Origin of the sequence: Marinobacter sp. SBS5, assembly GCF_048285575.1 — a bacterium.
Taxonomy (GTDB): Bacteria; Pseudomonadota; Gammaproteobacteria; order Pseudomonadales; family Oleiphilaceae; genus Marinobacter.
In genome coordinates this window covers 267,466-292,709 of the sequence record NZ_JBLWAZ010000002.1, presented here as the reverse complement: position 1 = coordinate 292,709, position 25,244 = coordinate 267,466, and the positions used below count along the sequence as shown (strand labels likewise).

Below are 25,244 nucleotides of genomic sequence, written 5' to 3'. Positions count from 1 at the left end.
CACTTTGCGAATTCTACTGTCTAATGATGATGGCGTTCATTCGCCTGGCTTAGTGGCCCTGCGCGACGGGCTGCAGGGCCTAGGCGAACTGGAGGTGGTTGCGCCGGACCGCGATCATAGTGGCGCTAGTAACTCTTTAACATTGAAGCGCCCTCTGACGGTTGAGGAACATCCTAACGGCTTTCTGTCCGTTGATGGCACGCCTACGGACTGTGTTCATCTGGCGGTTAACGGCTTGTTCAGCGAGCCTTTCGACCGGGTTGTTTCCGGTATCAATACCCACGCCAATCTCGGTGACGACATTATTTATTCCGGTACCGTGGCGGCAGCGACCGAAGGCCGTCATCTTGGCTTGCCCGCGATCGCGGTGTCGTTGGTGAATGAGGGCCGCTTCCATTACGAGACAGCCGCACAGGTTGTTCGTTGCTTGCTTGAAAACCCGCGGACCCTAACTCTTGGGCCGCGCGCCATCCTGAACGTTAACGTACCCGATGTCCCCTGGGATGAGTTGGAAGGTTTTTGTATCACGCGCCTTGGACATCGTGAACGCGCCGAGGGCGTTGTGCCAGTCACTTGCCCAAGAGGCAAGAAGCGCTACTGGATCGGAGCTGCTGGGCGCGGCGGTGATGCGGGGCCGGGAACCGATTTCTACGCCATCAGTCAAAAGTATGTGTCGATTACCCCGGTACATACCGACATGACTCGTCACGCGGTACTCCCCGAATTGCACAACTGGCTCGATGGCTTGGACGGAGTAGAGGTCGTAGATCAATGAATGCCCAGATTGAAGGTATTGGAATGACCTCCCGGCGTACCCGTATGCGCCTGGTCCAGCGTTTGCGAGAATCGGGCATCGAGTCTGACCGAGTGCTGGAGGTAATCGGCCAAATCCCCCGGCACATTTTTCTTGATGAGGCGTTGTCCCATCGAGCTTATGAAGATACTGCACTCCCTATAGGCTATAGCCAGACACTTTCCCAGCCGTACATTGTCGCCCGAATGACTGAGCTTCTTCTGGCCCATGAACCGATGAGGGTGCTGGAGCTTGGAACGGGATCGGGTTATCAGACCGCCGTGCTGTCCCAGCTCTTCAAAGAGATCTACAGTGTCGAGCGAATCCGCCCTCTGCAAGAGCGGGCTCGGGACCGGCTTCGCCAACTAAACATTCGCAATGTCATGCTTAAGCACGCGGATGGCGGTATGGGGTGGCCAGATCGTGGGCCTTTTGATGGCATCATCGTCACCGCAGCACCAGCAGATGTCCCTAAAGAATTGCTCGACCAGCTGGCGGATGGGGGCGTGTTGATTGCACCAGTCGGTGAAGATGATCAAGTATTGGTCGAGATCGTTCGTAGAGGCGATAACTTCGATCGCCGAGAACTTGAACCGGTACGATTTGTACCCTTGCTTGGCGGAGTCGTTCGCTGATGTCTGAACTGAATGTGATCGAGGCGAATCGGCAGCATCATCCGGTGGCGGTTTTTTTCAGAGGCATGGCTATGGGGGCTGCTGATATCGTCCCTGGCGTGTCTGGCGGCACCATTGCCTTTATAACGGGTATCTATTTTCGATTGCTGGAAGCGATTAGCGCGGCACCGGTGGCTTTTTTTCGGCAGTTTATCCGCGGCGATTTTATCGGTTTCTGGCGGTCTATTGATGGCTTTTTTCTGGTCGCGTTGCTGTCGGGTATCCTGACCAGTATCGCCAGCCTTGCATCGCTGATTACTTGGTTGTTAGATCAACACCCCATTCTGATATGGAGTTTCTTCTTCGGTCTGATCGTTGCTTCCGTATGGCACGTGGGACAACAAGTAAAAGTCTATTCGTTCGCACTTTTGGTTCCTTTGATTGGGGGGGCGATTTTTGCGTGGTGGGTCACCACTTTGCCTGCCAGTGAGGTTGATCCTTCGGGCGTTGCGTTTTTGGGTGCCGGCGCATTAGCCATCTGTGCCATGATTTTGCCGGGTATCTCTGGCAGCTTCCTTTTATTGATTATCGGCATGTACGCTCCGGTTTTGTCGGCGATTAAGAGCGCTGCTATCGGGGATTTGGGCATGTTCATGGTGGGCTGTCTCATTGGCCTGTTGTCCGTGGCTCGGCTGATCACTTTGGCGTTCAAGTACTTTCACGATACCGTGCTGGCTTTATTGACCGGGTTTATGATCGGTGCGCTGGTGAAAGTCTGGCCTTGGCAGGAAACCTTGAGCTGGCGTACCAACAGCTCGGGCGAGCAGGTGCCTTTAAGCCAGTTGCCAGTAGGCCCGGATACCTGGGCTACACTGTATGGGCAAGAGCCATTGGTGGGCTTGGCTGCGCTGATGGCGTGCTTTGGGTTGTTGATCGTTGTGGGGCTGGAAATGATAGGTCGCCAGCGGTCCAGTGTTCAGGATTGAGTGGCCTGTCAGGTGGCAAGTGTTACTTGGCGCACAAAAAACGTGTTCCGGAAGGTAACAAACCTGAGCCAGCAGTAACTTGGAATCGCCGCTGAAACGTGCAATATATGAAAAGGTTAGTCCTGAAACATAAGAATGTGCGTGCAGCACGTCCAGTTTCTTAGATGGATTTATTATAATCAGGCGATGACTTATTTGTGATTTTTTATAGCAGGCACAATCATTCAGCGATCCCAGAGCACCGCCCTCCTAGCGATTGCTCAAGGCTTTATCGTTTGCCTGTGAGCTACCTGCTGACCGTTCTGATCTTGCTTCTCTCCTCGATTTTTCTTTCCGGCTGTAACACCGCTGCAATCTACAACGACGATCGTTATAACCCACCGGTTTATTGGGGCAGTCACGTGGTTAAAAGTGGCGAAACCCTTTATGGCATTGCCTGGCGTTATGGTCGCGATTACCGGGAACTTGGTGATGCCAATGGTTTAAAGTCGCCATGGAATATCAGGGCCGGACAGGTATTAAGGTTAGACCGAAAGGGGCAGATAAGACACACCGCCGATTCATCTAGTCAGGTCAGGCGAAAGCCGGCCGCGAAACCGGCGGCATCGAGAACTTCGTCGAATAAAGCGGCGCCGGTTAGGTCGGTATCAAAAGCGCCCCCGGTTCGAAGTTCTGGTTCGAAAGGAAGTCAAACCGTCGCCAATGTTAAGTGGCACTGGCCACACGCTGGCACTGTAATTGCTTCGTATACTACGTCGGGAAAAGTCAATAAAGGCATTGATATTGTTGGCCGACCCGGGGATGCTGTTAGAGCAGCAGCAGATGGAAGTGTGGTTTACGCAGGAGATGGATTGCTCGGTTACGGTAACCTGATCATCGTGAACCACAATGAGCACTATCTGAGTGCGTATGCACACAACCGAAAGATTTTAGTGCAAGAAGGAGAGGGCGTAAAAGCTGGGCAGGTAATCGCCGAACTTGGCAGTAGCGGAACGGACAAACCGATGTTGCATTTTGAAATCAGAAAAAATGGCAACCCGGTTGACCCTTCCCGATACCTACCAAGGCGCTAAAAAGAGGTTCCCAAAGGGAGCCGGGACGTACCAAGAAGTAAAACAACAAAAACGGCAACGGAAATTGCCAACAGAAACGTTAATGTCCTGAATAGAAGCGAAACCGATGGGCCCGAGATAATAAAAAGAAGTATTGGGCGATCACAGGATTATTGAGAGGCGGGATGCATCATGTCAGTAGCACAAGAAGACGTCATTGATCGCGTAGCAGAAGTAGACGAATTGGACGAGTCGATGTTGGCCGAAGGTAAGCCCGACAAAGCGGTAGCTACCAAACCGGCAACCGACAAAACAGACGACCTCACTTACCGCGGTAAGTTTTTATCCTCCCAGAAGCAGCTAGACGCAACGCAGCTGTACCTCAATGAAATTGGTTTTTCACCCTTACTGACTCCAGAAGAAGAAGTGTACTTTGCGCGCTTGGCACGTAAGGGCGAGGAGTCTGGCCGCAAACGAATGATTGAAAGTAACTTGCGGCTGGTGGTTAAAATCGCCCGACGTTATGTCAATCGCGGACTCACTCTTCTCGATTTGATCGAGGAAGGCAATCTAGGGCTCATCCGGGCTGTAGAAAAGTTTGATCCGGAGCGTGGGTTCCGATTTTCAACCTACGCAACTTGGTGGATTCGCCAGACGATCGAACGGGCCATCATGAACCAGACCCGCACGATTCGTTTGCCCATACATGTGGTCAAAGAGTTAAACCTATACCTGCGTGCGGCACGAGAGCTGACGCAAAAGCTTGATCACGAGCCGACTGCAGAAGACATTGCTCGGTCGGTTGATAAGCCCGTAAAGGATGTTAAGCGTCTATTGGGGCTTAATGAACGGGTTGCTTCGATGGATACGCCACTCGGCGCCGGAAGTGATAAGTCTCTTCTGGACACGGTTGCGGATGAAGGAGCCTCGGATCCAGCAGATGTGTTGCAAGATAACAACATGAGTTCGTGTCTGGAGAACTGGATAGATCAGCTGAGTGATAAGCAGCAGGAGGTTTTATCACGTCGGTTTGGTTTACGCGGTTATCCGATCAGTACGCTTGAAGAAGTAGGGCAGGAGATCGGTCTGACACGGGAGCGTGTTCGTCAGATTCAAGTTGAAGCCCTGCGTCGTTTGAGAGAAATCCTTGAAAAAGAAGGCCTTTCTAGTAACCTGTTGTTCGAATAGGTTGCGCTCGATTTACGGCGGTTGAAAACCGGTCATGGAAACATGGCCGGTTTTTCATTTTGGTCTCCATCAAATGAGAACCAAGTGCCGATGTCAGCTTCAGCTTCGTTGATAGAATGTGTTCTCAGTTGGAGGTCGGTCGCAGGCCTTAAAACGAAAAACACGTTCGATAATAATGACTGAAAGGAAAGGACGATGAAGAAGACTCTTACAACAGGATTTGCATCTTTGCTTCTCGCTGGTGCATTGGTAACGCCCGTGCACGCTCTTGAAGTGGCTGGAGTTGATATTCCGGATACCTACACAGCAGCGGGTCAAGAGCTTCAGTTGAATGGTGCCGGGACCCGTTCCAAATGGTTTATGGATCTGTATGTAGGCGGGCTTTACGTTCAAGGCAAAGCCAGTGATGGTGATGCTGTGATTAACGCTGATGAGCCTCAAGCCATTACGCTGCATATTACCTCCGGAATGATCACCAGCGACCGTATGACGGAGGCCACTATGAATGGTTTCAAGGCGGCAACAGATGGCGATCTGTCGTCCATTCAGTCCGACGTTGATCAGTTCTTGGCTGTGTTCCAGGACGAAATTAAAGAAGGCGACGTTTTTGAACTGGTGTACGTACCGAACAGCGGCGTGCAAGTATTCAAGAACGGCGAGCAGAAAGACACTGTGGGCGACTTAGAGTTCAAGAAGTCGCTGTTTGGAATCTGGCTATCAGACGAGCCCGCGCAGAAAGACCTGAAAGCCAAGATGCTTGGTAAGAGCTAAGTACTGGGGCAGGTTTGGAAGGCACAAAAAAATCGGCAAAAGCCGGTTTTTTGTGCCTAAGATAAAGTCAGGGAATGCCTACTGGTAATCTCGCTTCTGTTTGAATTCACAGAGATCTTCAATCAAGCAGGCTCCGCACTTGGGTTTGCGGGCAACACAGGTGTACCGGCCGTGGAGAATCAGCCAGTGATGCGCATCCATCAAAAATTCTTTAGGCACTAACCGCATCAATCGTTTTTCGACTTCCAGTACGTTTTTACCGGGTGCAATACCTGTGCGATTAGAGACTCGAAAAATGTGAGTATCTACAGCCATAGCAGGCTGCCGGAAAGCGGTATTCAGCACCACGTTGGCGGTCTTCCGGCCGACACCGGGCAGGGCTTCAAGATCTTCGCGATTATCGGGCACTTCGCTGTTGTGCTTGTCGATAAGAATCTTGCAGGTCTTGATCACGTTCTCGGCTTTGCTGTTAAACAGGCCGATGGTTTTAATGTATTCCTTCAACCCATCAACGCCGAGAGCGTAAATGGCCTCGGGCGTATTAGCCACCGGGTAAAGTTTGTCGGTGGCTTTGTTTACGCCGACGTCCGTGGCTTGGGCAGACAGGATGACGGCGATCAGCAGCTCAAAGGGTGTACTGTAATTCAGCTCGGTTGTCGGGTTCGGATTTTCGTTCCTCAGCCGCGTGAAAATTTCAGTGCGCTTTTCTTTGTTCATGATCTTCCTGGAATAGAGTCGTGCACGAGGGTTAGGAAATGCTACCGGTTACCCGAACCCGTTTGCTACCTGCTTCAGCTTGCACAGGCGCAGCCGCCAGTCGTTTCTCTTTCAGGTGCTGATCAATGCCATTCTTCAGGGCAATCAGCAGGCCCAGCCCCACGAAGGCGCCTGGTGGCAGCACCATAAACAACATGTCGGGGTATTGCTCGAATGGGCGAATGGTCCAGTCTGCGGCCGCAGGTCCAAGCAACAGATGCATGTCGGCAAACAGTGTGCCTTGCCCGAGTATTTCACGCATGCCGCCGAGGACGATCAACACCAAGAGGAAGCCCAAGCCCATCATGACACCATCAAGTAGAGCGGGCAGAGGTGCATTCTTGGAAGCGAAGGCATCGGCGCGCCCCAAGATGGCGCAGTTAGTGACGATCAGTGGAATAAATATCCCGAGAATTTGATAGAGCTCGTAGGTGAAAGCCTGCATCAGCAATTCTGCACAAGTCACGAACGAGGCGATGATCATCACAAAGGCTGGCAAGCGGACGGACTCGCCGACAAAATTCCGGATCAGGGACACGGATAGGTTTGAGCCAATCAAAACCAGTAAGGTCGCAAGGCCCAATCCAATGGCGTTGACCACGGTGCTGGTAACGGCCAATAGGGGGCAAAGCCCGAGAACCTGAACCAGTGCTGGGTTGTTGGTCCAAAGGCCGTCTTTGATGATCTCAGAGGACGATTTAGTGGCCATAATCACGAATGCTCCGCAGAGTTGAGTTCACCCGCAATGGCTTCGGGGCGCTGCGTTTTGGGGTTGCCGGGGTGCGCTTCGTTCAAGCGTTCCCCAATTTCTTGCCGGTGTTGCTGGAAGTAGGTCAACGATCTTTGGACGGCTTTCACGATGGCGCGTGGGGTGATGGTGGCACCGGTGAATTGGTCGAATACACCGCCATTCTTTTTGACATTCCAGAGCTTTGGCCGTGGATTGCTTAGGGAGCGCCCCTCGAAATTATAAACCCAGTCCGATTTCCGGGTTTCAATTCGGTCGCCAAGCCCTGGTGTTTCCCGGTGGTTGGTAACCCGAACGCCCAGTACTTCGCCATCCATATTGATGCCGACCAGTAACCGAATGTCGCCGGAGTATCCATCGGGTGCTGTAACGGGCATGATGATTCCGACGGGCTGACTGCTACGCCGTGCTACCCACACATGCACCGGTTCTTGATTCGGTTGCTGGGCGTGGGCCGGCAATGCCACAACATCTTTCAATAAGTCGTTGTCGTGCTGGCTCTCCGGGATAATCTCAAACAGCGCTTTCGCTTCTGCGCGTTCAGCCTGTTCAATAATCCGGTCTTTGGTAATCCCTTGAGTCAGCGCGATTGTTCCGCCGGTAATAACGGCAAACAGACCCAGACCAATGGCACTGCGACGAATGGAGGTCATCATTGCATTCATGACTTGGCTCCATTCTTAGTGGGCAGGCCTCGACGAGCTTTGTGATGCCCGTAAGTACGTGGCGGTGTGTAATGGTCGATAAACGGCACCGCAAAGTTCATCAATAACACGCTAAAGGCGACGGCATCGGGATAGTTGCCCCAGGTGCGGATCAGGTAAATCAGCACGCCAACGCCAGCACCGTAGATCAGCTTGCCTTGATGACTGGTGGCTGCAGAGACGGGGTCGGTGGCAATGAAAAACGCACCGAGCATGGTGCCGCCAGCCAACAAATGAAGCTGCAGGGGCGCGTACTGATCAGCGTTGCTGCCAAACGCCAGGCTCATAATGCCAATAGCGGCAAGAAAGGCGACAGGAATGTGCCAGGTGATGATTTTCAGGCCAATTAGAACCAGCCCGCCAAGTAAAAACGCTAAATTGATCCACTCCCAGCCACGAGCGACCTGTTCGCCGAAGGTGGGGTGTTGCAGCACTTCTGCTGCCGTGTGGGTAGCGATTTTGTGTTTGTATTCATCCAGTGGCGTAGCCATGGTCCAGCCGTCGATAGCGGTTTGGCTGGCGGAAAAAATGGTTGATAGAGTCTCGCCGAAGCCGGGGGCACCGGCCCAGAGGGTGGCTGGCTGGGCCCAGTTGGTTGTCATGGCCACCGGGAACGACACCAGCACCAGAGCATACCCCACCATGGCCGGGTTGAACGGGTTGGAGCCCAAGCCGCCGTACAACTGCTTTGCCACCACAATGGCGGTAATGACAGCAACGCCCGACACCCACCAAGGGGCGAGCTGGGGCAGGGACAAGCCAAGCAACAAACCGGTTACGGCGGCGGTATTGTCCCTTAGGAAAAAGCCAATGGGTTTGTTGCGAAGCTTGAGAATGGCCGCTTCGGTCGCCATAGCCAGTGCAACGCACCAAACGACATTGATCAGGTTGCCCCAGCCGAAGATCAGGGTTTGAGCAAGCAGCCCCGGAAGCGCCGCCAGAATAACCCAAAGCATGACGCGCGAAGTTGGGCGGGCGCTGTGGGCATGGGGAGATGACTGTTGAATTAATGCCATGAACTGTCAGCCTGAAATAAGTTATTCGGACGATGGAGTTTCGGGTTCAGCCGCAACTTGCTTGCGAGCTTCCGTGAGAGCGTCTTTTGCCCGCTTAACGCGATCATGATTCTTGGCGACCGCGCGTTCCAGCTTATCCACGTTGTCGGCTTGCTGGGCTTTTGCTTCGTCCAGCATCCCTTGCATCGTGCTGAGCTTGGCTTCGGCCTGGGTTACCTGTTTCTCCAGAGCTTCGATATCAGGTTGTTCTTGGGTCGCAGCGGGTTCTGCCGCAGCCTGTGCCGCCTTGGCCTTTTTCCGTTCGAGTGCTTGTTGAACCAAGGCCGCCTTCGCTGCACGGTCGTCGACAGCCTCGCCTTTGGCTGCGGCTTGTTCGGCTTCGGCCTGCTTTTTCGCCTGAGCTTCGGCGGCGGCTTTGGCTCGTTCTTTGCGGCGTTGCTCTTTCTCTTGCTGCTCCCGCTCTAGGCGCGCCTGGCGAGCTTCGAACCGTTCTCTCGCCCTGTCCGACTTGAGCTGTTCTTCGCGCTGATTGCGTATTTCGCCTTTGGCAAAGCGGTAGTACTGCACTAATGGAATCGAACTGGGGCAAACGTATGAGCAGGCACCGCACTCGATGCAATCGAACAGGTTAAGGTGCTCGGCTTTCTCAAACTCTTCCGCCTTGGAATACCAGAATAATTGCTGCGGCAACAGCTCCATCGGGCACGCTTCGGCGCATTGACCGCATCGAATGCAGGGTTGTTCAGGGGCTGGGGCCTGCAGTTCCTGCGCTGTGGCAGCAATGACACAGTTTGAGGTTTTTACCACGGGAACGGCGTCTGTGGTGAGCGTGTAGCCCATCATCGGGCCACCTTGTACCAAGCGGTTCAGCAAATTCGACTGCAGCCCAGCCTTGGATAACAGCGCGCTTACCGGCGTTCCAAGCAGGGTGTCGAAATTGCCGGCTTCCTGAACCGCGTCACCGGTGATGGTCACGATGCGGGAAATCAGAGGTTTGCCTTCGTATATGGCTCGAGAAACCGCCACGGCGGTACCGACGTTCTGACACATCACGCCGATGTCTGCAGGAATACCGCCACTGGGTACTTCCAAGCCGGTGAGGATATGAACGAGCTGTTTTTCACCACCCGATGGGTACTTAGTCGGGATGACCGTCACTTCAATCTGGGTGCCTTGTACCGCCTTACGCAGGGCGTCAATGGCTTCCGGCTTGTTGTCCTCAATGCCGATAACGCAGCGGGACGGTCGTAGAATCCAGGCCATGATTTGCATGCCAGCTACGACTTCCGACGCGTGTTCCCGCATGGTCATGTCATCGGCGGTAATGTAAGGCTCGCATTCGGCACCATTCAGAATCAGCGTCTCAACTTTGCGGTCGCGGGGTGGGCGTAACTTAATGGTCGTTGGGAAGCCGGCGCCTCCCATGCCTGAGATGCCCGCGTCGCGGATCAGTTGCAACACCTCATCCCGCTCAAGTTTCTGATAGTTCTCTACCGGGTGCAGATCTATCCATTGATCGTCGCCATCCGGTTGCAGAATCACGCATAGATCTGACATGCCAGAAGGATGGGGGACAGGCTGGAGTTCAATGGCCTGGATAATGCCCGAAGTGGGGGCATGAATCGGGACGCCCATGCCGGTGGTGACATCGGCGATTTTTTGGCCTTTAAGAACTCGGTCACCAACGTTGACCATGGCTTCAGCCTGCACGCCAATATGCTGCTGCAATGGCAGGATCAGGCGTTCAGGAATGCCCGCTGTCCGGATGGGGCGGCGGGTGGATTGAATTTTGTTTTCGGGCGGATGAATGCCGCCTGAAAAATCCCACAACTGGCTCATCAGACGGTGGCTCCCTGGCGATCAGTGGCAATGATGTCTGGTGCGGGCGGTGTCCAGGTTCGGATGTCCGGTTCGACGGTGATCATGTCAATGCAGTCGACGGGGCAGGGCTCCACGCATAGGTCGCAACCGGTGCATTCGCTTTCAATCACCGTATGCATATGTTTGGCTGCGCCGAGGATGGCATCAACCGGACACGCCTGAATGCACTTAGTACATCCGATGCATTCGTCCTCCCGGATGACGGCTACTCGCACGGCCTGCTCGGCACCGTGTTCGGCGTCAAGAGGCTGCGGCTCAACATCGAGCAGATCCGCAAGAGCTTTAATGGTGCTTTCTCCGCCCGGGGGGCATTTGTTGATGGCATCACCTTCGGCGATGGCGTCGGCATAGGGGCGACAGCCCGGATAGCCACATTGCCCGCATTGCGTTTGTGGTAGAAGGGAATCGATTTGATCAACCAGAGGGTTGCCTTCTACTTTGAAACGCTCGGAGGCAAAGCCCAGCAGCCCACCAAACACCAGGGCCAAAGCGAGCAGGACGGCGACGGCAATCAGGAAGCTAATCCACATAGTGCGTGCTCCTTTACACCGCTACCAGGCCGGTAAAGCCCAGGAATGCCAATGCCATGAGGCCTGCGGTGATCAAACCAATCGAGGCGCCGCGGAAGACCATCGGAACGTCTGAAACCGCGATGCGCTCACGCATGGCCGCAAACAGAATCAGCACCAGAGAAAAGCCGGTAGCGGCACCGAAACCATAAAGAACAGACTCAATGAAGTTGTTGTTCTTATTGATGTTCAGTAACGCGACACCGAGTACCGCACAGTTGGTGGTGATCAGTGGCAAGAAAATACCGAGTACCCGGTACAGCAAGGGGCTGGTTTTACGGACCACCATTTCAGTGAACTGAACCACAACGGCAATCACCAGAATGAACGTGATGGTGCGCAAAAACGCGAGATCGAGAGGCTCTAGCAGGTAGGTGTACGCCAGATAGCTGCACACCGACGCCAACGTCAGAACAAAGGTAGTGGCCAGAGACATGCCCATGGCGGTTTCCAGTTTTCCGGAAACCCCCATGAAAGGGCATAACCCAAGGAACTGAACCAGCACAAAGTTGTTCACCAAAATGGTGCTGACCAAAATAAGCAAATACTCTGTCATCGGGAGCGTCTCTGCCTGTTGCTGCTTACATCACCCGCATGCCCGGCGTAGCGCCGGAGTCCGGGGACAGAATGAAGATGTCTTTACCGCCTGGCCCAGCGGCCAGAACCATGCCTTCCGACATGCCGAACTTCATCTTCCGGGGTTTCAGGTTGGCAACCATCACGGTCAAACGGCCTTCCAGCTCTTCCGGCTTATAGGCAGATTTAATACCCGCAAACACGTTTCGCTCGCCATGCCCTACATCAAGAGTCAATCGAAGAAGCTTATCGGCACCTTCCACATGCTCGGCCTTAACGATTTTCACCACTCGCAGATCCACTTTCGCGAAATCACCGAACTCGATTTCCTCTGCGATGGGTTCCAGATCAGACGCGGGCGCCTCCTGCTGGCCGGTGGCTGCGGGCATTTCTTCCTTGGATGCGTCCAACATCTTCTCAACATGAGCCATATCGACGCGGCTCATCAGAGGTTTGAACTTATCAATACCGTGATTTTCAAGCAGGTTCGCCCGCTCATTCCAAGTCAGGCGATCATTCAAGAACGAAGCTGAAGCCTGAGCGGTTTTTGGCAGCACCGGCGACAGATACGTCATCAGCAGGCGGAACATGTTGATGGCGTTGGTGCAGATCGCCTGCAGCTTGTCGTCCTGACCTTCCTGCTTGGCAATAATCCAAGGCTGCTCGTCGTTCACGTACTGGTTGGCGATGTCTGCAAGTTCCATGATCCGGCGCATGGCACGGCCAAACTCACGGGATTCATAGAACTCGGCAATTTGCTCGCCAGCGTCGATGAATTCTTGCAGTTTTTCTTGCTCAGTAACTTGGCCGAGCTGACCGTCGAAACGCTTAGTGATAAACCCGGCGCTGCGGCTGGCGATATTCACCACCTTGCCCACGAGATCTGAATTCACTCGAGCAGCGAAATCTTCCAGATTCAGGTCCATATCATCAACGCCGCCGGTAAGCTTGGCGGCAAAATAATAGCGCAGGTATTCCGGGTTCAGGTGGTCCAGATAGGTGCGCGCCATGATGAAGGTGCCGCGAGACTTCGACATCTTCTTGCCATTGACCGTCACAAAACCGTGAGCCCAAACCGCAGTTGGTGTGCGGAAGCCCGCATCGTGAAGCATGGACGGCCAGAACAGCGCGTGGAAGTTAATGATGTCCTTGCCGATGAAGTGGTAAACCTCAGCGGTGGAGTCTTTCTTCCAGAAGTGTTCGAAGTCGATACCTTCACGGTTGCACAGGTTCTTGAAGCTGGCCAGGTAGCCAATGGGGGCGTCAAGCCAGACATAGAAAAACTTGCCCGGTGCGTCAGGAATTTCAAAACCGAAGTACGGCGCATCGCGGCTGATGTCCCATTCCTGAAGGCCAGCATCCAGCCATTCGGCCAGCTTGTTGGCTACCTGAGGCTGCAGGGCACCGCTGCGCGTCCACTTACTCAGGAAATCCTGGAACTCGGGCAGTTTGAAGAAGTAATGCTCGGATTCCTTCTCGACCGGCGTGGCCCCGGAAACTGCAGAGCGCGGGTTGATCAGCTCTGCCGGTGTATAAGTGGCGCCACAGGCTTCACAGTTGTCGCCGTATTGGTCGTCCGTTTTACATTTCGGGCAGGTGCCCTTGATGAAGCGGTCTGCCAAGAACATCTCTTTCTCGGGATCAAAGAACTGCGTGATCTTGCGAGTCGCGATGTTGCCGTTGGCTTGAATTTGACGATAGATATATTCGGAGAAGTATTTGTTTTCGTCTGAATGAGTCGAGTAATAGTTGTCGAACTGGATGTGGAAGTCAGAAAAATCTTCCTGATGCTCTTGGCGAATCCGGTCAATCAACTGTTCTGGCGTAATGCCTTCACGCTCGGCCCGCAGCATAATAGCCGTACCGTGGGCATCGTCGGCGCAAACGTAATAGCAGTTGTGGCCACGCATTTTCTGGTAGCGCACCCAGATATCAGTCTGAATATATTCCAGCAGGTGCCCCAAATGAATGGGCCCGTTGGCGTAGGGCAGGGCGCTGGTAACCAGAATATCGCGCTGTTGATTGCTCGCTTGCGTCATGGTGATGTCCGAACCTTATGTTGATACTGGCTGGGAAGATAAACGGGGTTTTGGTGACAATCAGAATTGATTGTTCCAGATGAAGACCCCATATGGTCAGAAACGGCCACAGATGATACCTTCCAAGCCATCAATTTTCACCTGCATTCAGGGTGATAAGCTTATTCCGGAGATTCCGATGACCCAGATCCCCCAAAAGGCGCTCGAAGATGCCGTGCGCGAATACCGTGACCCGTACCTGAACAAAGACCTTTTTGAGCTGGGCGCCGTGAAAAACCTGACGGCAGACGAGCAGGGAAATGTCACCTTGATGGTGGAGCTGCCATACCCCTCCAAAGGCATCGCTGGCGGCCTCAAACAAATAGTCGCCAACGCCATCGAGTTCGTTGACGGTGTTGAAAGCGCGGAAGTGCACGTGGCACAAAAAATCCACGCCTGCAAAATCAACAAAGACATTGCCTCCGTTCCCGGCGTGAAAAACATCATCGCGGTGGCCTCCGGAAAAGGTGGCGTCGGCAAATCCACCACCGCCGTGAACCTTGCTTTGGCCCTGCACGCCGAAGGCGCCCGAGTCGGAATCCTGGATGCCGACATCTACGGCCCCAGCATCGGTATGATGCTTGGTGTACCTGAAGGCAAACGCCCGGACGTACGCGAAAACAAATATTTCGTACCCATGCAGGCCCACGGCCTACAAGCCAACTCCATGGCCTTCGTCACCACCGACAAAACCCCCATGGCGTGGCGTGGTCCCATGGTCAGCGGCGCTGTCATGCAGTTGCTGCAGCAAACCCTATGGGATGAACTCGACTATCTCGTAGTCGACATGCCCCCAGGCACCGGCGACATCCAGCTCACCCTTGGCCAAAAAGTCCCGGTGACTGGCACCGTCATCGTCACCACCCCGCAAGACATCGCCTTGCTGGATGGTAAAAAAGGCATCGAAATGTTCCGCAAAGTGGACATCCCGGTGATCGGCGTTATCGAAAACATGAGCGTGCACATCTGCAGCAACTGCGGCCACGAAGAGCACCTGTTCGGCTGCGAAGGCGGCGCACGCATCGCAGAAGAATACGACACCATCTTGCTGGGCCAGCTGCCTCTGCACATGACCATCCGCGAACAAACCGACAGCGGCTCTCCAACTGTAGTTGCCGAGCCGGATTCCGAAGTGGCCCGTAGATATCGGGATATTGCCCGCAGAGTGGGTGCAGAGTTGTCGACACGCGAAAGAAACCTGGGTGGAACCATCTCAAGCGTCTCGGTAGTTGAGCCCTAAAAACCAGAGGTCTATTGGAATAGCCTTCACCAAAGTTTGATCGCGGCATCGGGCACGCCTTCCAAAAATGTCGTAGGCCATGGATGGCCGAAGAGAAGCGCACATGGATGTGCTAGTAGCGGTTTTTGGAAGGCGTGCCCGATGCCGCAGTCGTCTGAGTTAGATCTTTTGACAAGGCCGCTCTCGCAGCTGAGATCGCCAAATCCAAAAGCGTGACTGATAAAAGCCCGAGCCTTCGACACAACCCCAAGGACAAGGTAAACTACGCCCCAATTTTTCCCAGCTGGAAACGAGAATTCCCCATGAGCATAAAGTCCGATAAGTGGATCCGCCGGATGTCCGAAGAACACGGCATGATCGAACCCTTCGAAGCCGGGCAAGTTCGTGAAAACGAAAACGGCCGCGTCATCTCCTACGGCACCTCAAGCTACGGATACGACGTACGTTGCAGCAACGAATTTAAAATCTTCACCAACGTACACAGCGCCACCGTAGACCCAAAGAACTTTGACGAAAACAGCTTCGTCAACATCACCAGCGACGTCTGCATCATACCGCCGAACAGCTTCGCACTGGCGCGCACCGTTGAATACTTCCGCATCCCCCGAAGCGTGCTCACCATTTGCCTCGGCAAAAGCACCTACGCACGTTGCGGTATCATCGTGAACGTAACCCCGCTGGAACCGGAATGGGAAGGTCAGGTGACCTTGGAATTCTCCAACACCACCAACCTGCCAGCGAAAATCTACGCCAACGAAGGCGTTGCACAGATGCTGTTCTTCGAGTCTGACGAAATGTGCGAAACCAGCTACAAAGACCGTGGCGGCAAATACCTTGGCCAGACAGGCGTGACCCTGCCTCGGACATGAACGCCAACCAGTTTTTGAAAGCCGTCTCACAACTGCAGGGCTGGCGTGAATGCGCCTACCTGCTGGCTCTCGCCGAGCGCGCCTTCCCCAACTACGCCCTGTTCGCAGACGCAGTAGGCATGAAGAGCGGCGGCAAAATGCGCCAGTTGCTCGATCTTGCCTGGGGAACATTGCAGCTAGACAACGCCGAAGCTGCGATCCCTCAGTTGCTCAGCAAGCTCGAAACCCTCAGCCCGAATGTCGACGAATTTGACGCCTATGGCGTATACCCAGCCTTCGATTTCTGTCAGCTGCTTGAGCAAGCTTTGCTGAATCGCCTGAACCCGAACAAGCACCGGGCAACAGAGGCGTCTCAGCTGGCCACCAAAACCGTCGTGGACTTCGTGGAAATGTCGGAAGGTGAGGGGATGGACGACGACGAATTGATCCGATTGTTCGAGCAACACCCTCTGCTCAAAGAAGATAAAGTCTTTCAGCGTGACACCGTGCTCTCTCTGAAGCGACAGCGCGTGCCCAGTGAAGACTTTATCGAGGACCTGCGAAATGACGCTTCCAACGAAGGCGTCAGCAATCTGGGTATCTCTCTCGATACCTGATTGCCCCAGCCCGCAGTAGAATTAGCATTAACCTTAACCTTCTTAATCGCTTTCTAACGGACAAGAGACATGAAACTCTCTGCTTTTGGTCGTAAGTTCACCGCCGATGCCGGCATCACTTCACTGATGGATGACCTGGGGAATGCCATGGCGTCCGGTGAGGATATGATCATGATGGGCGGTGGCAACCCCGGCCACATTCCTGAAGTTCAGCAGAGAGTGCAAGAAATTCTGGCTAATATCGCCGCCGACGAAAATCAGGTGCGCCGCTTGGTCGGGATTTATGATCCCCCTCAGGGCGAAAAACAGTTCATTGCCTCGTTAGCAGAGTTGTTGAACGAAGAGTACGGGTGGGGGCTTAAGCCGGAGAATATTGCGCTGACCAATGGCAGCCAGGCGGCTTTCTTCATGTTGTTCAATATGTTTGGCGGCGAATACGGAAACGGGCAGCGCAAGCACATATTATTACCTTTGGCGCCGGAATATATTGGTTATGCCGATGCGGGTATTGATCAAGATTTATTCCACGCTGTGCAGCCTGATATTTCGTTTACCGATGCGCACGAGTTCAAATATCGTGTGGATTTCGATGCCGTTGAAGTAACCGGTGAAACCGGTGCTATCTGTGTGTCGCGTCCCACCAATCCTACCGGCAACGTCATTACCGATGAAGAATTGGCGAGGCTCGAGGGAATGGCGCGTGAGTACGACATTCCGTTGATTGTGGATGGCGCTTACGGCACGCCTTTCCCGAGTTTGTTGTTCGTAGACGCAAAGCCCACCTGGAATGAGCAAATCATCCTTTGCCTGAGTTTGTCTAAGTTGGGTTTGCCGGCCGCACGTACCGGCATCGTGATCGCCTCTGCGCCGGTTATCAAAGCGTTGTCTGGTATCAATGCCATCATGAACCTGGCAACGGGTAGTTTTGGTGCCATGCTGGCGGAGCCGCTGGTTAAATCCGGGGAAATACTCTCGCTGAGTCGTGAAGTGATTTGCCCGTTCTACAAAGAAAAAATGGAAAGGGCGGTCGAGGCGTTTCGGGTAGCGATGGGTGAAGATAGCTGTCGCTGGTATATCCACAAACCGGAAGGGGCTATGTTCTTGTGGTTGTGGTTTCCGGACCTGCCGATTTCAAGTTTGGAGCTTTATCAGCGTTTGAAAGAACGTGGTGTGTTGGTCGTATCCGGCCACTACTTTTTCCCGGGGTTGCCGGATGATGACTGGAAACACCGCCACGAATGTCTGCGCGTGACCTACTCACAGGACGATGAACAGGTGGCAAAAGGATTGCGTATTATCGCTGACGAAGTGAAGGCGGTATGGGCAGAGCACTGAGTCGCGGGTCAGTCCTGAACTCGCGCGTCCTTCAAGCGTAATTCATACTCGCTGCCATCTGGCTCTACCTGTAGCAGGCGGGCCAGGAGGTAGTTTTGCTCCGGATCAAACCACATTAATGTTTGGCGTTTGGAGCCTTTGTCTCGTACCTTCTCGGCTTTTAAGGTTTTCATGGTCTGGCCTCGATCGCTCAGGCTTTCTTCTGCAATAACGGCAAAACGATCGGTGTCGTAGTCCCCTTTGTCCAGCACCCGGTAGGTGATGTCTCGCTTCCCGGCCTTCAAGTCCTGATGCAATTGCAGTTGGTACCCCAGAGGATCCAGCGTGCCTTCCTCAAGTTTTACCTCAAACGATTTGCCGCTATATTTTCCTTTCGCTATGCCTTCTTGCCAGTTGAAATCGATCGACTGCTTTCGGTCTTTGATCAAAAAGCCGGATAGGCTGTAGCGATAACGTAAAGGGATGACGTGTCCGTCTTTCCATTTGAAAATGAGGGATTCGTTGATGTCGGCAATAAAGGAGTCAACGTCCGTGCGGTATAGCCACACGTTATTGCCCTGATCGGTGAGTGTGCGAACGCCTTGGCCGTTCAGGCTTACGCCTTTAGACATGGATGCGGTGTAGCTGGCTTCGTATGGCGATAGCTCGGATTTGGCGGTGCTATCTGTCGAGGCGCTCACCGCGAGGCTGGAAAATGCGAGCCCCGCGAGTAGCGAAATAATCTTACTTGGCGTTTTGTAGCGTTGCATCCAATGGCCTCTTCACGGTCTGTGCATATGACAGTCTAGCCGTTCCTTGGCTAAGTGAGGATGACAATCTGTTCAGCTGTCAGCGAGGCGCATAGGTTTTGGGAGTAGTGTTCCGTCGAATTGCACGCCATCAGCGGAGAGCTGAATGCGCCCTTCGCAGAACCAGCGTAGAACAATCGGATAGAGCAGGTGTTCCTGCTGCTGAACGCGCTCTGCCAGTGATTCGGGGGTGTCATCGGCGTTCACCGCAATTTCGGATTGCGCGATAACCGGGCCGCCGTCCAGCTCTTCTGTCACAAAGTGAATGGAAACGCCGTGAACTTTGTCTCCGGCTTCCAGTACTCGCTTGTGCGTGTTCAAGCCGGTATAAGCCGGCAGCAGGGAAGGGTGGATGTTCAGCATTCGGCCCCGGAAGGCGCGAACAAAATCGGGCGTGAGAATGCGCATGAAGCCCGCTAGAACAATCACGTCTGGATTATGTCGGTGCAGCTCAGCCATCAGAGCGGCGTCAAACGCCTCCCGTGAATCCATTTTCGTGTGGTCGATCACAAAGGTCGGAATGTTGGCCTGAGCGGCGCGTTCGAGGGCGAACGCGCCGGGGCGGTTGCAGCCTACGGCAATAATCTCGCCAGGAAAATCGCGCTCCCGGCAGGCTTCGATCAGAGCTTGTAGGTTGGTTCCGCTGCCAGAGGCTAGAACAACAATTTTGGGTAGCGGCGCTGGGTCTGCCATCATGCTTTAAGCAGCCCTGGCGCGTAACGAACCGCTGATGCAGCGTCGCTGGAGTCTGCGTTCTCGATGACGCCAACCTGCCACACGGTTTCGCCCATCGCATTCAGTGTGTCGATCGCCAGATCTTTTTGATCTTCGGGTACGCAGACAATCATGCCAATGCCGCAGTTAAAGGTGCGGTACATTTCTTCGGCAGCTACGCCGCCGGCGTCTTTCAGCCACTGGAATACAGGAGGCAGTTCCCAGCTTTCGGTATCGATTGCGGCAACTGTGTTGTCTGGCAGAACGCGGGGAATGTTTTCTGGCAGTCCGCCGCCGGTGATGTGTGACATGGCGCGAACGTCTACGTCGCGAATCAGCTTGAGCAAATTTTTCACGTAGATGCGGGTTGGAGCCATGAGAGCATCAGCCAGAGTAGTGTCGCCCATAGGCTGGCTCAAGTCCGCTCCGCTTACTTCGATGATTTTGCGAATCAGGGAATAGCCGTTCGAGTGTGGGCCTGAAGAGCCCAGGGCTAGTAGTACGTCGCCGGACTGAACGCGGCTGCCGTCAAGAATGTTTTCGCGCTCAACTACGCCAACGCAGAAGCCGGCGAGGTCGTAGTCGTCGCCTTCATACATGCCCGGCATCTCAGCGGTTTCGCCGCCTACCAGTGCGCAGCCAGAAAGCTCACAGCCTTTGCCGATGCCTTCAACAACATTGGCTGCGATGTCCACGTTGAGTTTGCCCGTGGCGTAGTAGTCCAAGAAGAACAGAGGCTCGGCGCCACCAACGATCAGGTCGTTTACGCACATGGCAACCAGATCGATGCCGATGGTGTCGTGCTTTTCGAGCTGCATGGCGAGGCGAAGCTTGGTGCCTACGCCGTCGGTGCCTGAAACCAGTACAGGCTCTTTATAGCCAGCAGGGATGGACACCATGGCACCAAAACCACCAAGGCCGCCGAGTACTTCGGGGCGGCGGGTTTTGGCCGCGGTGCTCTTAATTCGGTTAACCAGCTCGTTGCCGGCATCAATATCAACACCCGCATCGCGGTAGGTGAGGGAGGGCTTCTGTTCGCTCATGGAAAATAACCATTGGACTGTGGGTCTGGCCGCGAATTTTAACAGGTGCGCACGGGGGCTCCAACTGGTATTCGGCGATACTGACACTATTCACCGGTTAATCTACGGTTATCACGTAGAGCGGTAGCGGGCGTTGCTACTCAGCTGACAGGTGATGGTGTATCCTGTGCGCCAATCATGGGAACGGCAGGGTGCTACATCTACATGACGAATTCAGTCAATGGGTATTCAGCAAGAATGAAGCGGGCAGTGCTCGTAACAATCGCAATGGTGTGCGTCTTGTTTGTTGCGGCACCGGCGACAGCGGTCACGATCACCGGGCTATACAATGCCGATGTGCCGATTTCAGGGGCCAGCAGCTCGAGTGTGAAGGCCGGATACGAGGCCGGGCTGCGTGAAGTTCTGGTTCGTGTTTCGGGTAGCCGGGATGTGCTGGCGCTTGAAGGTATCGATGAGCTCTTGGCCAATGCGGAATCGTTGTTATTGTCCTACCAAGTAGGGCAGAACGAGGGCCAAAGCCGAATGCAGATGAGTTTTGGTGCGGTGGGCGTAAACCGGGGGCTTGCCGCGCTGAATGCGCCGGTGTGGGGCGCGAATCGTCCGCTTACACTGGCTTGGATTGCAGTTGAGGATCGAGGTCAGCGCCAGTTAATCACCGGGGATAGCGATTCGCCGTCTCAAGCGGGAGGCGCGGCTGAGTGGCGCAAACATTTTTTGACGGCTGCGTCTGAGCGTGGGTTGCCGATGGTTTTTCCAGCAGACCAGTTTTCGGGTGACCGTTCGTTGCTGTCAGATCTGTGGGGCCAGTTTGTTGATCGTATTGAAACCGCTTCCGAAGGGCAGGCATATGATGTGATCACACTTATGCGCATCAGCCGTTCAGGTGGGCAGTGGCGCGCAGGCTGGGTATTTGAAGGTATGGGTATGGACCCAAGCGAGCTTTCTGCCAGTGCTGGTACGCCCAAAGAGCTGGCAGCCAAAGTTGTCGACCAATGGGCGGAGCTCTATGCCAGCCGTTATGCGGTTTCTGCGGGTAACGTGGCAGATTCCCCGGCAGTCGACGTGGTTTTGGATGGTGTCACGTCGTTGGCTGATTACGGTCATGTGCTGAAAGCGCTGGAAAGCATGACGCCGGTACGCTCCGTTGGCGCGTCGCGTATTCGTGGCGAGCGTTTGACGCTAGAGGTGACGTTTTCGGGCGAGTTGAACCAGTTGCAAGAATACATTGCTTTGGACCCCCGCTTTGTTGCTCAGAGCGCAGAGGACGCGACCCTCGCTCCTGTGTCGGACGATGCTCCGTCAACGGTTTCTGTTTCAGAAGGGGCGGAAGAGGGTGCAGCTGAAACACCAAACGTTAACGGTCCTGCTTATCAGTCGCTGCCTGAAGGGGATGAACAGGATGCAGCCGACGCTTTTGAGTCACTCTACGAAGTGCTTTACTACCGCTGGCAGCGAGCTCCAGGTCGTGGTGTTAGCAACTCATAAACTGACGGAGACTATTACGTGAGATCGCAGCAGTGGCGTTGGATTCCCAATGCACTGACTTTTTTGCGGATCGTACTGATCATTCCGTTCGCCGGCGCTTTGCTTGACGGCGAATACCGGTTCGCGTTGGTGATCTTTGTCGTTGCAGCTCTGACCGATGCGATTGATGGCTTTCTTGCCCGTTCGTTCGGTTGGAAAAGCAGGCTTGGCGCGATTGCCGATCCATTGGCTGATAAAGCACTGCTGATCGCCACGTACCTGATGTTGACGATTACGGGTGTGCTGCCCGTTTGGCTGTTTGTCTTGGTGCTAGGGCGTGATTTGATTATTGTGTGCGGGGGACTTGCGTTCCATTACGGCGTAGGGCGCTTTGAAATGGAGCCAAGTATACCGGGAAAAATGAATACCTTTATCCAGATTCTGGCAGCGTTGGCGATCATTATTCTTATGGCTGGTTTGTCGATGGAATCTTGGACCCTTACCGCAAGTATCTGGATAGTTGCTGTTTCTGCGGTGTTTAGCGGTTGCCATTATATTCTGGTTTGGGGTGTACGGGCATGGAGGGCAAAGCGGTCGTGATACCGTCTCAGATGATCCTCGGGGTCAAACTCAGGGATGACGCTCGTTTCGATAATTTTCACGGTGACAGGAACCGCGAGGCAGCTCGCCGTCTTGAAGCAATCTGTGATGCGCCGCAGGGGCTTCCTGTGGTCGTGATTTGCGGAGATTCCGATACCGGCAAGAGTCATCTGTTGCAGGCTGCCTGCAATAAAACCGATCAGTTCGGTCGAGCTGGTGTGTGCATCAGTATCGGTGAACTGCTTCCCTTCGGCCCTGACGCTTTGGACGGTCTTGAGGTGCACCCTCTGCTTTGTCTGGATGATCTCGAAAAGATTGCTGGCAAAGCCGATTGGGAAGAGGCGATTTTTCACCTCTACAACCGGGTGATGGACCGTGGCGGGCTGCTGCTTGTGAGCATGTCGGAAGTGCCCGGGTCTTTACCGTTTGGCTTGCCGGATCTGGTTTCCCGATTGTCGCACGGTTTGTTGCTTCAGTTGGGCTTGTACCGGGATGAAGACAGGATGCACATACTGATGGCCAGGGCCGAGCAACGCGGCTTGGTGGTCAGCGACGACGTGGCCAATTTCATCATGCGACGCGCCCCAAGAAAGCTTGGAGATCTGCTCGGTATACTGGACACTCTGGATGAAAACTCGCTGCAGGCTCAGCGGCGCTTAACCATCCCGTTCGTAAAAACGGTGATGGGTTGGTAGCGGCACAATAACAACGAATTCAAAACAATGACGATTGGAGAGACGACATGAGACGGGTTGTATTCAACCAAAAAGGTGGTGTGGGTAAGTCCAGCATTACCTGTAATCTTGCGGCCATTAGCGCTGCCCGGGGAAAGCGGACTCTGGTTGTTGATCTTGATCCCCAAGGTAACTCCACACACTATCTGTTGGGCAAGGCCTCGTCCGAGCTGAAGGATACTGTGGCAGACCTGCTGGAGCAGACCGTTGCATTCAGCATGTTCACCCGTCGCCCTGATGAGTTTGTGCATGCCACGGCCTTTGACAACCTGTTTGTGCTGCCATCGAGCCCGGAGCTGGATTTCCTGGAGCGTAAGCTGGAAGCCAAGCACAAGATCTACAAGCTACGAGAGTTTCTGAAAAAGCTGGGTGACAGTTTTGACGAAATTTTTATTGATACCGCGCCGGCGCTTAACTTTTATACCCGATCTGCATTGATTGCTGCGCAGCGTTGTTTGATCCCGTTCGATTGTGACGATTTCTCCCGTCAGGCTCTTTATAACATCCTGCATGAGATTCGCGAGCTCCAGGAAGACCATAACGAAGAGTTGGTGGTTGAAGGTATTGTGGCGAACCAGTTCCAGCCCAGAGCCAGTCTGCCAAAGCAGTTGGTGCGGGAGTTGATTGAAGAAGGTTTGCCTGTGCTGCCGGTGCGATTGTCCAGTTCCGTGAAAATGAAAGAATCTCATCAGGCCCGAAAACCACTGATCCATATGGCGCCCAAGCATGCGCTCACTCAGCAGTTCGAAGATTTGTACCGGGTGCTTTACGGTGAAGCGGTTGAATTGGAACCGCTGGCGGATTGATGGGGCGATTGACCATGACCGAAAGCCAAGTACATGCCAGTAATGTTGCCGATAGTTTGCTTCAGATTGAAGTAGAACTTAGAGGCTTGGGGGCGTGGCAAGAGGAGCCGCTTCCCGTAGAAGCGTTCGAGAGTACGCAGCCGTTTTGTCTGGATACCATGAGCTTCACCCAGTGGCTGCAGTTTGTGTTTGTTGCGCGCATGAAACTACTGCTTGAAGCCGGGCAGCCGCTGCCGTCAGTGTCTGGTATTGCTCCTATGGCAGAGGAATACTTTCGAGGGCGGACTGAAAGTGGCGCCAAGCTTATTCAGACGTTGGCGCACATGGACAGTTTGCTGTCTGGCGAGTGATCTATGCGTCTGGATCAATCCAGACGCATAGACAGGTCGATGGCTTTTACGTCTTTGGTTAGCGCGCCGATCGAAATGTAATCGACGCCGGTTTCTGCAATGGGGACCAGCGTTTGCTCGTTGATGCCGCCTGAAGCCTCAAGTTTGGCGCGCCCAGCAACGAACTCTACCGCTTGCTTCATGTCCTCCATCGAAAACTCATCCAGCATAATGATGTCTGCGCCGGCATCCAAAGCTTGTCTTAGTTCATCCAGCGATTCGGTTTCTACTTCGACGGGCTTGCCTGGAGCAATACGATGAGCCTCGGCGACGGCTGCCGCGATGGAGCCGCAGGCAGCAATGTGGTTTTCCTTAATCAGGAAGGCATCCCACAATCCGATGCGATGGTTGTTGCAATCACCGCAAGTTACTGCGTATTTTTGGGCAAGTCTTAATCCAGGCAGGGTCTTCCGGGTATCGAGTAGCTGCACCTTCGTGTGGGAAACTTTGGCCGCAAAATGGGCGCACTGGGTCGCCACGCCTGACAGCGCTTGTAGCCAGTTGAGCGCGGATCTTTCTGCAGTCAGCAGCGACCGGGCTTTTCCTGACATCCTGAAGATAACGTCATTCGCCTGAAGTTGATCGCCATCGTTGTGTAACCATTCAAGCTTAACGTCAGGATCTACCTGGCGGAATACTTCGTTCACCCAGTCTTTGCCTGCCAAGCGAGCGGGCTCGCGAGTAATGACTCGCCCTTCAGCGTGCTTGTCGGCAGGGATCAGCATGGCGGTGATGTCGCCATCACCGATATCTTCCCGGAGGCTTTGGGCGACGGATTCAATGCGGGCCTGTCGAAGCAGTTCAGGGGTGATCATGGTGAATGTCCGGAAAAGTGAATGTTGGTCGATGGAGGGCAATTCTACTGCCCTCGAGAGGTTTATCAAAATGCCGGGCGCAAGTAGGCGTAGTGTGATGAAGTTCTTGCGTAAACAAA

27 protein-coding genes are annotated in these 25,244 nt (G+C 54.1%); 15 read left to right on the top strand and 12 right to left on the bottom strand.

The genetic code is table 11. The annotated features are described in order from the left end of the window. Positions 1 to 4 precede the first annotated feature (4 nt). The 6 genes from surE to ACNQ6O_RS06910 all read left to right on the top strand — a co-directional run bounded on the left by surE (position 5) and on the right by ACNQ6O_RS06910 (position 5,404). Positions 5 to 775, top strand: coding sequence for a 5'/3'-nucleotidase SurE (surE, locus tag ACNQ6O_RS06935; protein ID WP_418052507.1), 771 nt, complete (start codon positions 5 to 7; stop codon positions 773 to 775). Continuing rightward, positions 772 to 1,428, top strand: a complete 657-nt coding sequence (locus ACNQ6O_RS06930; protein ID WP_418052506.1) for a protein-L-isoaspartate(D-aspartate) O-methyltransferase — start codon at positions 772 to 774, stop codon at positions 1,426 to 1,428. The genes surE and ACNQ6O_RS06930 overlap by 4 nt, the downstream gene beginning before the upstream one ends. Then, positions 1,428 to 2,393: a DUF368 domain-containing protein gene (locus tag ACNQ6O_RS06925; protein WP_418052505.1), complete on the top strand. Its 966-nt coding sequence runs from the start codon at positions 1,428 to 1,430 to the stop codon at positions 2,391 to 2,393. Before ACNQ6O_RS06930 ends, ACNQ6O_RS06925 begins: the two co-directional genes overlap by 1 nt. 281 nt (positions 2,394 to 2,674) lie before the next feature. Beyond that, on the top strand, positions 2,675 to 3,466 hold the full coding sequence (locus ACNQ6O_RS06920) for a peptidoglycan DD-metalloendopeptidase family protein (RefSeq protein WP_418052504.1): 792 nt from the start codon (positions 2,675 to 2,677) through the stop codon (positions 3,464 to 3,466). A 171-nt stretch (positions 3,467 to 3,637) separates the two neighbouring features. After that, positions 3,638 to 4,633, top strand: a complete 996-nt coding sequence (gene rpoS, locus ACNQ6O_RS06915) for an RNA polymerase sigma factor RpoS (protein WP_418052503.1) — start codon at positions 3,638 to 3,640, stop codon at positions 4,631 to 4,633. A 195-nt stretch (positions 4,634 to 4,828) separates the two neighbouring features. After that, the gene (locus ACNQ6O_RS06910; RefSeq protein ID WP_418052502.1) at positions 4,829 to 5,404 is read left to right on the top strand and encodes a chalcone isomerase family protein; all 576 of its coding nucleotides are present in this window, start codon (positions 4,829 to 4,831) and stop codon (positions 5,402 to 5,404) included. 78 nt (positions 5,405 to 5,482) lie between these two features. Here the strand turns inward: ACNQ6O_RS06910 and nth are convergent, their stop codons facing one another. The 8 genes from nth to metG are packed head-to-tail and all read right to left on the bottom strand — an operon-like array spanning position 5,483 to position 13,693. After that, positions 5,483 to 6,121, bottom strand: coding sequence for an endonuclease III (gene nth, locus ACNQ6O_RS06905; protein WP_418052501.1), 639 nt, complete (start codon positions 6,119 to 6,121; stop codon positions 5,483 to 5,485). Positions 6,122 to 6,152: 31 nt separating this feature from the next. Next, on the bottom strand, positions 6,153 to 6,869 hold the full coding sequence (locus ACNQ6O_RS06900) for an electron transport complex subunit E (protein WP_418052500.1): 717 nt from the start codon (positions 6,867 to 6,869) through the stop codon (positions 6,153 to 6,155). A 2-nt stretch (positions 6,870 to 6,871) separates the two neighbouring features. Beyond that, positions 6,872 to 7,573 carry an electron transport complex subunit RsxG gene (gene rsxG, locus ACNQ6O_RS06895; RefSeq protein ID WP_418052499.1) on the bottom strand — a complete coding sequence of 234 codons (702 nt, stop codon included), beginning with the start codon at positions 7,571 to 7,573 and terminating at the stop codon, positions 6,872 to 6,874. Then, a complete protein-coding gene (rsxD, locus tag ACNQ6O_RS06890; protein ID WP_418052498.1) occupies positions 7,570 to 8,628 on the bottom strand; it encodes an electron transport complex subunit RsxD in 1,059 nt (352 codons plus the stop codon). Before rsxD ends, rsxG begins: the two co-directional genes overlap by 4 nt. A gap of 21 nt (positions 8,629 to 8,649) precedes the next feature. After that, a complete protein-coding gene (gene rsxC / locus ACNQ6O_RS06885; protein WP_418052497.1) occupies positions 8,650 to 10,467 on the bottom strand; it encodes an electron transport complex subunit RsxC in 1,818 nt (605 codons plus the stop codon). Further along, complete coding sequence (rsxB, locus tag ACNQ6O_RS06880) at positions 10,467 to 11,039, bottom strand: electron transport complex subunit RsxB (protein ID WP_418052496.1); 573 nt, start codon at positions 11,037 to 11,039, stop codon at positions 10,467 to 10,469. Before rsxB ends, rsxC begins: the two co-directional genes overlap by 1 nt. A 13-nt stretch (positions 11,040 to 11,052) precedes the next feature. Then, positions 11,053 to 11,634 carry an electron transport complex subunit RsxA gene (gene rsxA / locus ACNQ6O_RS06875; protein ID WP_418052495.1) on the bottom strand — a complete coding sequence of 194 codons (582 nt, stop codon included), beginning with the start codon at positions 11,632 to 11,634 and terminating at the stop codon, positions 11,053 to 11,055. Between the two features lie 25 nt (positions 11,635 to 11,659). Beyond that, the gene (gene metG, locus ACNQ6O_RS06870) at positions 11,660 to 13,693 is read right to left on the bottom strand and encodes a methionine--tRNA ligase (protein WP_418052494.1); all 2,034 of its coding nucleotides are present in this window, start codon (positions 13,691 to 13,693) and stop codon (positions 11,660 to 11,662) included. A 178-nt stretch (positions 13,694 to 13,871) separates the two neighbouring features. Between metG and apbC the strand changes: the two genes are divergently transcribed. The 4 genes from apbC to ACNQ6O_RS06850 all read left to right on the top strand — a co-directional run bounded on the left by apbC (position 13,872) and on the right by ACNQ6O_RS06850 (position 17,772). Next, a complete protein-coding gene (apbC, locus tag ACNQ6O_RS06865; protein WP_418052493.1) occupies positions 13,872 to 14,972 on the top strand; it encodes an iron-sulfur cluster carrier protein ApbC in 1,101 nt (366 codons plus the stop codon). A 302-nt stretch (positions 14,973 to 15,274) separates the two neighbouring features. Then, the gene (gene dcd, locus ACNQ6O_RS06860) at positions 15,275 to 15,841 is read left to right on the top strand and encodes a dCTP deaminase (protein ID WP_114335712.1); all 567 of its coding nucleotides are present in this window, start codon (positions 15,275 to 15,277) and stop codon (positions 15,839 to 15,841) included. Further along, positions 15,838 to 16,437, top strand: a complete 600-nt coding sequence (locus ACNQ6O_RS06855) for a YjaG family protein (RefSeq protein ID WP_418052492.1) — start codon at positions 15,838 to 15,840, stop codon at positions 16,435 to 16,437. The genes dcd and ACNQ6O_RS06855 overlap by 4 nt, the downstream gene beginning before the upstream one ends. 69 nt (positions 16,438 to 16,506) lie before the next feature. Next, positions 16,507 to 17,772 carry a valine--pyruvate transaminase gene (locus tag ACNQ6O_RS06850; protein ID WP_418052491.1) on the top strand — a complete coding sequence of 422 codons (1,266 nt, stop codon included), beginning with the start codon at positions 16,507 to 16,509 and terminating at the stop codon, positions 17,770 to 17,772. A gap of 8 nt (positions 17,773 to 17,780) precedes the next feature. Here ACNQ6O_RS06850 and ACNQ6O_RS06845 read toward each other — a convergent pair whose 3' ends face one another. The 3 genes from ACNQ6O_RS06845 to purM all read right to left on the bottom strand — a co-directional run bounded on the left by ACNQ6O_RS06845 (position 17,781) and on the right by purM (position 20,317). After that, positions 17,781 to 18,521 (bottom strand): DUF3108 domain-containing protein, encoded by a 741-nt coding sequence (locus ACNQ6O_RS06845; RefSeq protein ID WP_418052490.1) that lies wholly within the window; start codon positions 18,519 to 18,521, stop codon positions 17,781 to 17,783. 72 nt (positions 18,522 to 18,593) lie between these two features. Beyond that, positions 18,594 to 19,256, bottom strand: coding sequence for a phosphoribosylglycinamide formyltransferase (gene purN / locus ACNQ6O_RS06840; RefSeq protein WP_418052489.1), 663 nt, complete (start codon positions 19,254 to 19,256; stop codon positions 18,594 to 18,596). Continuing rightward, on the bottom strand, positions 19,253 to 20,317 hold the full coding sequence (gene purM, locus ACNQ6O_RS06835; RefSeq protein ID WP_418052488.1) for a phosphoribosylformylglycinamidine cyclo-ligase: 1,065 nt from the start codon (positions 20,315 to 20,317) through the stop codon (positions 19,253 to 19,255). Before purM ends, purN begins: the two co-directional genes overlap by 4 nt. 204 nt (positions 20,318 to 20,521) lie before the next feature. Between purM and ACNQ6O_RS06830 the strand changes: the two genes are divergently transcribed. The 5 genes from ACNQ6O_RS06830 to ACNQ6O_RS06810 are packed head-to-tail and all read left to right on the top strand — an operon-like array spanning position 20,522 to position 24,271. Beyond that, positions 20,522 to 21,802 carry a DUF2066 domain-containing protein gene (locus ACNQ6O_RS06830; protein WP_418052487.1) on the top strand — a complete coding sequence of 427 codons (1,281 nt, stop codon included), beginning with the start codon at positions 20,522 to 20,524 and terminating at the stop codon, positions 21,800 to 21,802. 18 nt (positions 21,803 to 21,820) lie between these two features. Beyond that, positions 21,821 to 22,381, top strand: coding sequence for a CDP-alcohol phosphatidyltransferase family protein (locus tag ACNQ6O_RS06825; RefSeq protein WP_418052486.1), 561 nt, complete (start codon positions 21,821 to 21,823; stop codon positions 22,379 to 22,381). Next, a complete protein-coding gene (gene hda, locus ACNQ6O_RS06820; RefSeq protein ID WP_418052485.1) occupies positions 22,360 to 23,076 on the top strand; it encodes a DnaA regulatory inactivator Hda in 717 nt (238 codons plus the stop codon). Before ACNQ6O_RS06825 ends, hda begins: the two co-directional genes overlap by 22 nt. Positions 23,077 to 23,123: 47 nt before the next feature. Then, a complete protein-coding gene (locus ACNQ6O_RS06815; protein ID WP_418052484.1) occupies positions 23,124 to 23,921 on the top strand; it encodes a ParA family protein in 798 nt (265 codons plus the stop codon). A gap of 14 nt (positions 23,922 to 23,935) precedes the next feature. Then, positions 23,936 to 24,271: a YqcC family protein gene (locus ACNQ6O_RS06810; protein WP_418052483.1), complete on the top strand. Its 336-nt coding sequence runs from the start codon at positions 23,936 to 23,938 to the stop codon at positions 24,269 to 24,271. A 14-nt stretch (positions 24,272 to 24,285) separates the two neighbouring features. Here ACNQ6O_RS06810 and nadC read toward each other — a convergent pair whose 3' ends face one another. Then, positions 24,286 to 25,125, bottom strand: a complete 840-nt coding sequence (gene nadC, locus ACNQ6O_RS06805) for a carboxylating nicotinate-nucleotide diphosphorylase (protein WP_418052482.1) — start codon at positions 25,123 to 25,125, stop codon at positions 24,286 to 24,288. Positions 25,126 to 25,244: the final 119 nt, after the last annotated feature.